The 10772-nt window shown below is 39.5% G+C and carries 9 protein-coding genes and 1 tRNA gene; 6 read left to right on the top strand and 4 right to left on the bottom strand.

The window, feature by feature from the left end:
• Positions 1–4 precede the first annotated feature (4 nt).
• Positions 5–76, bottom strand: a tRNA-Val gene (locus A7Q09_RS08955).
• Positions 77–234: 158 nt separating this feature from the next.
• On the opposite strand from A7Q09_RS08955, the gene A7Q09_RS08950 reads away from it, so the two are divergent.
• Complete coding sequence (locus tag A7Q09_RS08950; protein ID WP_134391115.1) at positions 235–1113, top strand: ParB/RepB/Spo0J family partition protein; 879 nt, start codon at positions 235–237, stop codon at positions 1111–1113.
• Here A7Q09_RS08950 and A7Q09_RS08945 read toward each other — a convergent pair.
• Positions 1064–1666, bottom strand: coding sequence for a CAP domain-containing protein (locus tag A7Q09_RS08945; RefSeq protein WP_166791971.1), 603 nt, complete (start codon positions 1664–1666; stop codon positions 1064–1066). The two genes, A7Q09_RS08950 and A7Q09_RS08945, sit on opposite strands and share 50 nt — an antisense overlap.
• Before the next feature lie 74 nt (positions 1667–1740).
• On the opposite strand from A7Q09_RS08945, the gene mutL reads away from it, so the two are divergent.
• Positions 1741–3534, top strand: a complete 1794-nt coding sequence (mutL, locus tag A7Q09_RS08940) for a DNA mismatch repair endonuclease MutL (protein ID WP_134391113.1) — start codon at positions 1741–1743, stop codon at positions 3532–3534.
• A gap of 9 nt (positions 3535–3543) precedes the next feature.
• On the opposite strand, the gene ychF is transcribed toward mutL, so the two are convergent.
• Entirely contained in the window at positions 3544–4644 is a 1101-nt protein-coding gene (gene ychF, locus A7Q09_RS08935) for a redox-regulated ATPase YchF (protein ID WP_134391112.1), read from the bottom strand.
• Positions 4645–4796: 152 nt separating this feature from the next.
• Between ychF and A7Q09_RS08930 the strand changes: the two genes are divergently transcribed.
• The 4 genes from A7Q09_RS08930 (at position 4797) to A7Q09_RS08915 (ending at position 10230) form a co-directional block, all read left to right on the top strand.
• Positions 4797–5348 (top strand): transcription termination/antitermination NusG family protein, encoded by a 552-nt coding sequence (locus tag A7Q09_RS08930; RefSeq protein WP_134391111.1) that lies wholly within the window; start codon positions 4797–4799, stop codon positions 5346–5348.
• Positions 5349–5490: 142 nt separating this feature from the next.
• Positions 5491–6396 carry a sugar nucleotide-binding protein gene (locus A7Q09_RS08925; protein WP_134391110.1) on the top strand — a complete coding sequence of 302 codons (906 nt, stop codon included), beginning with the start codon at positions 5491–5493 and terminating at the stop codon, positions 6394–6396.
• Between the two features lie 16 nt (positions 6397–6412).
• Complete coding sequence (locus A7Q09_RS08920; protein WP_134391109.1) at positions 6413–7654, top strand: DegT/DnrJ/EryC1/StrS aminotransferase family protein; 1242 nt, start codon at positions 6413–6415, stop codon at positions 7652–7654.
• A 68-nt stretch (positions 7655–7722) separates the two neighbouring features.
• Positions 7723–10230: an LPS-assembly protein LptD gene (locus A7Q09_RS08915; protein ID WP_244228630.1), complete on the top strand. Its 2508-nt coding sequence runs from the start codon at positions 7723–7725 to the stop codon at positions 10228–10230.
• A 307-nt stretch (positions 10231–10537) separates the two neighbouring features.
• On the opposite strand, the gene A7Q09_RS11540 is transcribed toward A7Q09_RS08915, so the two are convergent.
• The gene (locus tag A7Q09_RS11540) at positions 10538–10756 is read right to left on the bottom strand and encodes a zinc ribbon domain-containing protein (protein ID WP_394346631.1); all 219 of its coding nucleotides are present in this window, start codon (positions 10754–10756) and stop codon (positions 10538–10540) included.
• Positions 10757–10772: the final 16 nt, after the last annotated feature.

The following is a 10772-nucleotide window of genomic DNA, read 5'->3' as shown; positions in this document are numbered from 1 at the left end:
AGTCTGCGCGGTACAGGGATTGAACCTGTGACCTCTCGCGTGTGAAGCGAGCGCTCTACCACTAAGCTAACCGCGCCATTCTGAAGGAATACTTTCAATTTACTTTAGTAAAAGCCTAAAAATCTTTCAAAGAAAATGTCTTTTTTCTTTATTTCTCCTTTAGTTGTTTTAAGAAAAATCTTTTTGATTTCTCTTTTCAACCTATTGAACTTGATGGAAAATAACTGAGAAGATATGTCTAAAAGAAGCCTTGGTAAAGGTTTGAGTGACTTAATCAATACAAAATCACTTTTTTCATCGGTTCCGAGCGAAGAGCTCGGAGAAAAAATTAGTTTGATCAAGGTAGATAGCATTTCTCCTAATCCGTATCAACCTAGAAAAGAGATTCGTGAAGAAGAACTGGAAGAACTAACCCAATCGATTAAAGAAAAGGGATTGCTGCAGCCTGTAATTGTAAGGCAGCAAAAAGAAAATCATTTCGAATTGATCGCAGGAGAGAGAAGATGGAGGTCAGCCATACGCGCTGGACTGGAAACTATTCCTGCGATTATCCGGCGGGCCTCTGATAGAGATCTTATAGAGATTGCTTTAATGGAGAACCTGCAACGGAGCGATCTGAATCCTATCGAAGAGGCTAGAGGCTATGCCCTTATGATCGAAAAATATGGGCTGACCCAAGAGGTTGTAGCCCAGAGGCTTGGAAAAAACAGAGCAACCATCGCCAACTCTTTGCGATTGTTGTCCTTGTCCCAGCCTGTTCAGGATCTTATTGAAAAAGGCAGTTTAAGTCAGGGACATGGCAAAGTCTTGGTTGGGCTTACAGATAGAGAAATGCAAGAAAAAGTGGCCCAAAAAATAGTGAAGGAGGGATGGTCGGTTAGAAAAACTGAAGAATTTGTAGGAAATTATAACGAAAAGAAAAAAAAATCATTAGTGGTCCAAAAAGAAAAAGAAGCAGATTTCCTTTTCACAAACATCGAAAAAGAGCTCTGCGTAAAATTTGGTTCTCCAGTCAAAATTAAGGGGGATAAAAATTCGGGGAAAATAGAAATTACCTTTCGGTCTATTCAAGATCTCCATCGCGTTCTTGGCTTTTTGGGAATATCTTTCTAAGAAAATGAGGTAATGAGGATGGCGAATTTCCATTCATTTGGTTGATTGCCGCTCCATTAAAAACCACATACCCCGCATTATCTGCAAACGCAACTCCAATGCCGGCTATCTGAATGTTATCATCCAGTAGGTTTTTCCGATGCCCGGGACTTTTTTTCCATGCTTCAACGGTTTCTTCTGGATCCGCTCCTTCTGTTGAATAATGCAGATTTTCATTGATTAAACTCCATCCCTCCCTACGGGTTATTTCTTTTAAGGAGTTTAAGGATCGATGGACAAGTTTTCTTTCTTGGGCAATATGTTCAGCCCATTGTTGACTGATTTCGTTGAGTTCCGGACTTAAGTTTAATGCAGAGAGATATTGGTCTTTACGGAAACGATTAATAAGAAAAAGAGTTTTCTCTCTAAATTCTCTGAGGGAGAAGGGTGGAGCCTTTTTGCTAGTTGGAAACGAATTTTCGAAAGCCCATGCAGAGGGGAAAAAAATTAAAATTAAACAGAATAGATGGAATCTTTTAGTTAAGAAAGCTATTTTCTTTTGTTGGAAGTTCATAAAGTTCATAATTAGTAAGGAAAGATAATATACAAAGACAGCTCAATAATTTGAATCCTAAATGGGGATAGATAATGGGAAGGAAAATTCACATTTTGACCGAAGAAGTCTCTAATCAGATTGCGGCAGGGGAGATTATTGAAAGGCCAGCTTCAGTCCTTAAGGAATTGATTGAAAATTCTATTGATGCGGGAGCCACCCAAATCGATGTTGAAACCAGATCTGGAGGGATATCATGGATAAAGGTAAAGGATGATGGCTGTGGGATGTGTAAGGAAGATGCTTTTCTTTGTTTGGAAAGACATGCTACAAGTAAGATTGTCTCGTTGAGTGATTTTTCCAGGCTTACTACTTATGGTTTTCGAGGAGAAGCCATTCCAGCCATTGCTTCAGTTGCTAAATTTAGTCTGGCTACCCAAGAAAAAGGAACTTCCAAAGGAATCGTTATAGAAGTCCATGGTGGGAAAATAGTTCAAGTCAATGAAACGGGCGGATTGGAGGGAACAACAGTTGCTGTCAGCTCTCTTTTTTTCAATGTTCCAGCAAGACTTAAATTTTTGAAATCCCCTAGGACCGAACTGCTACATCTTCAAAAGCAGCTTATTTTTTCTGCTTTGTCTCATCCCGAAATAGGTATTCGATATGATCATAGTCCAGGGGGTAAAGGATGTTGGGAGAAAGGCGAAGATTTTTGGAAAAGAATTTCTTCTGTTTTTGGAGAAACATGGGCAAAAGAACTTTTATGGATTGAAAAAGAAGGAAAGGGATTCAGAATATTTGGGGCCATAAGCAAACCTGGGGTAGGAAGACCTACCAGGGAAGACATGTTCTTTTTTGTCAACAAACGGCCAGTGGAATCTAAAAGTTTCTCCTTAGCCGTCATCGATGCCTATCGAAATTCCCTAATGAAAGGGCTCTATCCTCTTTGTGTTCTTTTTGTCGAAGTTAGTCCTGAGGAGATTGACGTGAATGTGCATCCAACAAAAAAAGAAGTTCGTTTTAAAAGAGAATATGCTTTTAGAAACTTTGTAAGCCAAGTGGTATTAGATGGATTGAAATTTCAAGGGATATCGGTACCTTCTTCGTTTTTTTTTGAGAAAAAAGAGCTAAATCTTCCAACTCTTCCAACTACAGATACAGCGCATAGTGGAGAAAGTTGCCTGAGCTTTGTCAATGAATCTCTATCTGGAGAAGATCTGTTCACAAACTACAGCTCTTCTCATCCCAAAGAAAATCAAGAAACTAACAACCCTTTTGAATACAAAATTGTTGGTCTTTTTTCTTCTCTTTACATTGCTGTTGAAATCAAAGAGGGGATTTTATTAATTGATCAACATGCCGCTCATGAAAGGGTATTGTTTGAGAAAATGATAGAACAGTTTCATGCTTCTCAAAAGCAGGCACAAAAACTTTTGACTCCGATTCTTATAACCCTTTCTGCCACGGAAGCTGAAATTCTTTCAAACTCTTTGAGCCTTTTTGAAGATCTTGGTTTTGAAATACGCTCTTTTGGCATTTCTTCTTTTCTATTGGAGTCTGTCCCAACTGGAATTAAAAGAACAGATTACGAAATGTTTTTGCGAGAAGTCCTCTTGGAACTTGTTGAGTTGGAAAGACACAAAAAAACTGCCCGACTCTACTGGCAAAGAGATATTGCTTTATCAGTTTGTAAAAAAGCAGTCAAATCTGGGGATTTGCTCACTAGGGAAGAACAGGAAAAACTTGTGAGGGACCTATTCCTTTGCAAATTCCCTCATACTTGCCCTCATGGGAGACCCACCTGGATAAAGATTGAATTTAAAGAGCTTGAAAAACAATTTGGTAGAATAGGAGTTCAAGGTTGTGAAATGAAAGGAAAAATTCTTTAAAGATCGGGTTTAAACATTGAAGCGAAATTCAACAATTTCTCCATCGGCAATAACATAGTCTTTCCCTTCTATCCTTAGTTTTCCTGCTTCTTTTGCTTTGGCAAAGGAACCGTACAAAACAAAATCATCGAATCGGAGACATTCGGCTGCAATAAAACCTCTTTCAAAATCCGAATGAATGACGCCAGCTGCTTTGGGAGCTGTATCGCCTGCGTGGATGGTCCATGCACGGGTTTCCTTCGGCCCGGTTGTAAAAAAAGTTCGCAATCCTAATAGCTTATAAACCTTTTGAACGAGCTGGTCACAACCAGAATCCTTTAGACCGAGCGATTGTAAGTACTCTTTTTTTTCTTCTAAATCAAGATCATTTAAATCAGCTTCTAGTTGTGCCGAAAGAATGACATAGTCAAAAAAAGGATGCGTTTTTATATAATCAATGACTTTATGAACGAAGGGGTTGTTTTCACCAAGACTTAGCTCATTTTCCTCGACATTGCAAACAAGAAGAATAGGTTTTGTGGTTAACAAAGAAAGCCGTTTAAGTTGATTCATTTCCTGCTGATCAAGATTTAAGGAAAAAAGAGGGATTCCTTTACTCAAGAAATGAGATGCTTTTTCTAGGAGAGAAGGATCGACAAGGATTTTCCTTTTTGCAGAAGCACTCTTTTTGACTTTCTCTAACTGTTTTTCTATGGTGGAAAAGTCAGCTAAAGACAATTCGGTCAGAAGGATGTCTAGATCCTCTACGGGATCGACTCTGCCAGTAATATGATGCACTTCTGTTCCCTCAAAACAACGGAGCACCAAAAGAATGGCATCCACTTCCCTGATGTGAGCTAAAAATTGATTACCTAGACCTTCTCCTTGGCTTGCGCCTTTTACTAATCCAGCAATATCGACGATTTCAATGGCTGCGGGTATAGTTTTTATTGATTTTGAAATTTTTGCTAGCTCCTCAAGTCTTTTATCCGCTACAGCAATAATGCCGATGTTAGGATCGATTGTGCAGAATGGATAATTAGCTGCCTCAGCTTTTTTGCTTTTTGTCAAGGCATTAAAAAGAGTGCTTTTCCCTACGTTTGGTAGTCCAACAAGTCCAGCTTTTAACATGGTAATGAAATTATCTCAGAAGTTTTAGCACTTCTACTGAACCAATAGAAGTGTTTCTCTGATGCTAAGATAATGTTTTTTTTCTCCCTCGCGTTTTATTAAAATATAAATGAACTATTTTCAGTAGCATAGCCTAACTTTTTGGGAGAACCATGGAAAAGCAATGGACGAATGAATCTTTATGGTATTGTCTTTCTGTTCATCCTAAAAAAGAAAAATTTGCTATAGAAAACTTAAAAAAAGAAAATATTGAAGTTTTTTTTCCTCAGATTCTCTATAAAAAAATTAGAAGTAAAAAATCCTGTTTGGTTTTGGAACCTCTTTTCCCTGGATATATCTTTGCAAAATTTAACCTTTTATCCAAGCTAATTTTCGTTCGTTCTGCTAAAGGAGTAAAGGCCGTTGTCCATTTCGGATCCACCTATCCTGTTGTCCCGGACTGTTTTATCACAGAATTAAAAACACAGTTTGGCGAGAAGGGAATTAAAATGGTTCAAGAAAAAGTCAATATTGGATCGAAGATCAATATTGCTGAAGGACCTTTTAAGGGATTTTCATGCATTGTTTTGGGTTTTGTCCCAGCTAGAGAGCGGATTAAAGTGCTATTGGAGTGGTTAGGGAGAACAGTTCAAACCGAAATAAGATACGATGATATAGGGGGAAAGGATTCGGAAATTTTCAGAAAGAATTTAGAATTGGACTAACGCTGAAGAACATTCTTATCCTTGTTGAGAAAAGGAAGGAGAGCAATGAGGGAAGGAAGCCTAAGTCTTCTAGGTATATTTGATCCTTAGCAGCCAAACAATCGTTCTTGAACGAAAAGTAAGGATTTCATACAAAATTATCATGATAGTCTTGTTTGGATCGAGCGGGTATGTGGGTAGTTTTTATAAAAAGATGCTTCAATCCAAAGGATTGGATTTTATTGCTCCAACCCACAAAGAAATCGATCTGACGGACGAAAAAAAACTCACTGAGTTCCTTGATAAAATTGAAGCTGACTTCATTATCAATGCTGTTGGATATACGGGCAAACCGAATGTAGATGCATGCGAAGAAAACAAAGTTGACTGTCTTTTAGGCAATGTCATTATCCCTGGCATTCTTGCCAAGGTATGCACAAAAAAAGGAATTATATTTGGTCAGGTCTCTTCAGGTTGTCTCTATCAGGGGGATAAGGGAATTGGAGAAGATGGCCAGCGAATAGGATTTCAGGAGGAAGATCCACCAAATTTCTCTTTTAGGGCTTCTCCCTGCAGTTTTTATAGTGGATGTAAAGCTCTTGCTGAGGAGCTTTTAATTGGTGCCTCTTGTTATATTTGGAGATTGCGTATGCCATTTCACTGGCAGGATCATCCCAAAAATTATCTTTCTAAGCTTTTGTTTTATCCACGTTTATTAGATGCCCGGAACTCTCTTTCTGAAATCGAAGAGTTTGTAAGAGCTTCATTTGAATGTTGGGAAAAGAGATTACCCTTTGGCATCTATCACATAACCAATACAGGATCAATAACAACCAGAGAGATCATTGAAAAAATACTTGTTTCTCCATTAGGTAAAAAGCTCAGAGCCAAAGGAAAGCAATTTCTTTTTTTTGAGAACGAAAAAGAATTTTTAAAGCATGTCAAAGCTCCAAGATCAAACTGTGTGCTTGATAATTCGAAGCTACTAAGTTGTGGGATCCAAATCAGGAACATCGAAGAGGCTTTGGAAGAAGATCTTTTGAAATGGCAAGAAAGCTCCTGCCAATAAGAGTTGAGAGGTCAGTGTGGAAGAAAAAAACAGTGGTGAAGTTCCATTCATGGATTTAAGAAGAATGCTCAGCTTTGAAAAAAAGGGCATAGAAGAGGCTTTCTCTCGTGTTCTTGAAAGTGGAAGATACATTCTTGGTCAGGAAGTACGGAGCTTCGAACAATCCGTTGCAAGGTATCTAAATGTAAGCCATTGCATAGGAGTTTCTTCAGGAAGCGATGCTCTTTTGTTAGCGCTCATGGCTTTCGGGGTAAAGGCTGGAGATGAAATAATTTGTCCAGCCTTTACCTTTTTTGCAACTGCTAGTTCTGTTGCGAGGACGGGAGCAAGACCAGTCTTTGCAGATGTTTGTCCAAGCTGCTTTCAGCTTTCTCCTTCTGAGGCACAAGCAAGGATCAGTTCTAATACCCAGGGGATAATCCCTGTTCACCTTTTTGGACAATGTGCCGATATGGAAAGGTTCAAAGCAATCGAAGAAAAAAAGCATCTTTTTCTTATAGAAGATAGCGCTCAGGCATTCGGTGCTTCGATTGGTAATAAGAAAGCGGGGACCTTCGGTTCGGTAGGTTGTTTTTCTTTTTTCCCTACCAAAAATTTGGCTGCTTTTGGCGAAGCTGGTTTAGTCTCTAGCTCTTCAGATGACATAACTTGCAAAATCCGGGCTTTAAGAGTCCATGGTTCTTCAAAAGAGAAATATTCCCATGAATGGCTTGGTGGTAATTTCAGAATGGATGAGATGCAAGCTGCTTTCCTCAGTGTGAAACTAGCCGCTGTTGATAGCCTTATTGCCCAAAGAATAAAAAACGCGCAATTTTATGAGGAAGCTTTCCTTTCTTCAGGTATTGCCATAAAATGCCCCGATCCTTGTCTTTGTCAGACAAGCCAACAAGAGAAACATTCGAGTTGGTTAGAAAAAGAGTGGGGTTATCCCATTTTTCTACCGAATAGGGTTCGTGGCATCCACACATTCAACCAGTATGTCATCAGGGTAAAAAAAGACAGGGACAGACTCAGAAATTATTTGAGGGAAGAGAGGATCCAAACAGAAATCTATTATCCTATTCCTTTGCATCTGCAACCCTGTTTTTCTTTCCTTGGTTATAGAAAAGGGGATTTCCCTATAGCTGAAAAGCTTTCAGAGGAAGTTCTAGCCTTGCCTATTTTCCCAGGACTCCGTGAAGAAGAAATTGAAAGGGTTGTGGAAACCATTCGTCAGTTCTATGCTCACCAAGGGAACAGAAAAAACGCACTGAATTAGGTCTAAAAAACAAATGTTTTGAACTTGTAAAGGAAACTTTTTTGTCATAATCATGGAACTTAAATGCTGTGAAAATTCTACTTTTGCCATTGTTTTCTTTCTTTCTCAAGCTTGTGGCAAGAATGACAAAAAAAGGGCTGTTTTTCATACTGTTAGCATGCCTTTTGATAGCTTTCCCCCTTTCTTCTTTTGCCCAGGATTCAGATGAAACCGAGGAAGAACAGCAAAAGGTTCCTCCTGGACAGATTCCCGTGGAAATTACCGCTGAAGAAACTCACTTTGTAGGCAACATTGCCGTTGCTAAGGGCAATGCGGTAGCCCATTATGGAGCAACAGATATTTATGCAGATGAGATAAGCTATGATTCGGTAAAAAGGGAAGTCATTGCCGATGGCAACGCTAGGGTTTATACCGAAAAAAGGGTCTTTAGAGCTTCTCATATCGTGTATAATTTGGATACTAAGGCCATAACTGCTCTAAATTGGAGCCTCTTTGATACTCCTCTTTTATCCTCCGGTCAAACACTTACCACTCCTGAAGAGGATCATTATCATGTGGAAAATGGCATGTTTACAGTAGAAAATAGAGAGCAACCCTATTTCCAAACAAAAGCCAAAACGATTGATATTTATGCCAATGATAAGATAGTGATGAAAAATGTCACGGTTTATATGGGGAAGATTCCAGTGCTATGGCTTCCAGTTGTCAGCCAGCCTTTGAATAGTGAAGAAAGCAGTTACAATATCATCCCTGGGGAACGCTCTTATTGGGGATGGTTTGTCACTTTTACCTATAACTATAAATTTAGTGAAAAAGCGGCAGCGACTTTTCAACTAGACTATAGGTCCTTAAGAGGCCCTGCTGGTGGAGCTATCCTCAAGTTCATTCCGAGTGAAGGAGGAATGGGATTCTTAAGAACCTATTATGCCAATGATTTCGATTTTCAGCTTAATCCGACATCTATTCCAAGGTTTGATGTGGGGCCAAATCGAGGGATGTTTAATCTGGCTATGAAGATGCCTTTGACTCAAGAATTTACTCTTTCTACGGATTTAAATTACTGGACGGATCCCTATGTGTTAGAGGATTTTCTTTGGAATACCTATATGTATAATAGACAGCCTGACAATGTGGCTTGGCTTAATTATTATAATCCTAATTTTACTGCGGATCTTCTTGTCAGAGATAATTTAATGCCTTTTTTTAATTCGATAAACAGATTGCCTGAACTATCGATTTTGACGAACCGAACGCGAATTTTCAATACCCCAATTGCCTATCAATCCCGGTATAGTGTAGTCAATTTCGAGCAGCAATTTTCAAACCTTAATTTTACACCAGGCAATATCTTCGGCCTTTTTTATCCGTGGCAGCCTCTCAATCGTTTTCTTTTCCCTTTAGCTCAGACTCAAACCTTAACGCCCGCCCAACTCTTGGCTCTTCCTCCACCCTACTTTCTAAGTAATTATGGGGGGTACCGTTGGGATACCTATCAGGAATTGAGCTATCCCAAAGAATATTTCCATTGGCTCTCAGTGACTCCAAGAATCGGATTTGAAGGGACGTATTGGAGTGATCAAAATGTGCTAAGTGCCGTTCCTACGGCTAGTCGATTAGATTTTAGCAGGGCCCTGTTTGTTGCAGGCCTTGAAAGTTCCTTTAAGCTTTCGAAAGTATGGGAAAATGTGGACATCCCTTTCCTGGGGATTCATGGGATACGACATGTCGTTCAGCCTTTTATGAATTTTCAGTATATTCCCAATCCTTATGATAATCCTTATCAAGTTTTAGGATTTGATAATTTTCTCCCAACGATTACTCCTCCCGTAATTAATCTCATGAATTATCCTTCGATTGATTCCCTTTTTGGTATGACGTATCTGAGAAGTGGAATACGGCAAAGGATTCAGACAAAAAGAGATGGGAATACATATAATCTAGCTGAATTTACTGCCTTTGTAGATGCGAATTGGGATAGAAAATATAATCAGCTACTCATTCCCATGAGTGATACGGTCGATGAAGTCTATGGAGTAGTGGATATCAATCCTGTACCTTGGTTTAATTTGCATTCAGATATCGCCTTACCTACCGCTGATTTAGGGTACACCAACTGGACGACAGCCATAACATATCAATTTCATAGAGCCAATGATCTGACCCTCGGTTATTCCTATTTGAATAATGTGGAAGTTCCAGTGAGCTTTCTGACAATACCCCTTGCGGCTACATTCCCTGCTGTGAATCCCACTGGGACTTTGAACTTAAACGGATCGTTGCTAAATGCCTATCAACAAGCTTTTATTGGGCAACAAAACACCGTTTTCATTTCTGATTTTTGGCGAATCAATAAAGACTGGCAGGTCAAGGGCATGTTAACCTATCAAGGAACAGGAGGTTATATTCCTTTTGAAAATTTCACCATTTATAGAGATCTCCAAGATTGGATTTTTTCATTTAACTTTCAAAACATCATGTTCCCTGGAAGCCCTTCCATTCAAATGTACTACATTGCTTTAACACTCAAAGCCTTCCCTTCACTGAAGGTAGATTATGGTTGGGGAAGTGGAATGTAATCACTGTGAAAAACTTAGATATGGATTCTGCTATATAAAAAAGAAATATTTCCTTCTTTTCACGGCTGCAATCTCCTCTTCTTCCTTGCAAAGTGTAGATTTTAAATGCCTATCTAATTCTCCATCTAAAATTACCCAAGACATTCCATCCAAGTTGAGAAAATGTTAAGGATTTTATCGTAGTTTGCATTTTCTCTTTTCAGCCATCAAACGCAGGCTTAAAAAAGCCAAACTCTCCTCTCATGTTATTGCCATTGAAGACAAAGTCAGCTACCTCAGCCCTAAAGGGCAGGGCGTGTGCCTAGCCTTACGGCTGACACGATAGGCTGGCTGACAGCAGCCCGCCGGAAGTGGACATGCCGCCTCCTCCGGCAAGGTATTTCCGAGCAATGTTCCAAGCCGCCTTTAGCCTGGCGTTCAGTTCGAAGCCGCAATTTCGGCACACAAAACCTGATTGTGTTTGGCGATTGTATCGGTGGGTATCCCCACAACACGAGCATATTTGTGAGGTGTAGTGAAGATCGATGTCAACAACGACGCAT

Origin of the sequence: Methylacidiphilum sp. Yel, assembly GCF_004421185.1 — a bacterium.
Classification (GTDB): Bacteria; Verrucomicrobiota; Verrucomicrobiia; order Methylacidiphilales; family Methylacidiphilaceae; genus Methylacidiphilum.
The sequence above is the reverse complement of the archived record's forward strand: the minus strand, read 5'-3'. Positions and strand labels throughout refer to the sequence as shown.

What these genes read in the sequence shown, in the direction of transcription:
- ychF (WP_134391112.1), bottom strand. Translation starts at nt 4,644, where the DNA reads ATGTTAAAAGCTGGACTTGTTGGACTACCAAACGTAGGGAAAAGCACT.
- A7Q09_RS08925 (WP_134391110.1), top strand. Translation starts at nt 5,491, where the DNA reads ATGATAGTCTTGTTTGGATCGAGCGGGTATGTGGGTAGTTTTTATAAA.
- mutL (WP_134391113.1), top strand. Translation starts at nt 1,741, where the DNA reads ATGGGAAGGAAAATTCACATTTTGACCGAAGAAGTCTCTAATCAGATT.
- A7Q09_RS08930 (WP_134391111.1), top strand. Translation starts at nt 4,797, where the DNA reads ATGGAAAAGCAATGGACGAATGAATCTTTATGGTATTGTCTTTCTGTT.
- A7Q09_RS08950 (WP_134391115.1), top strand. Translation starts at nt 235, where the DNA reads ATGTCTAAAAGAAGCCTTGGTAAAGGTTTGAGTGACTTAATCAATACA.
- A7Q09_RS08945 (WP_166791971.1), bottom strand. Translation starts at nt 1,666, where the DNA reads ATGAACTTCCAACAAAAGAAAATAGCTTTCTTAACTAAAAGATTCCAT.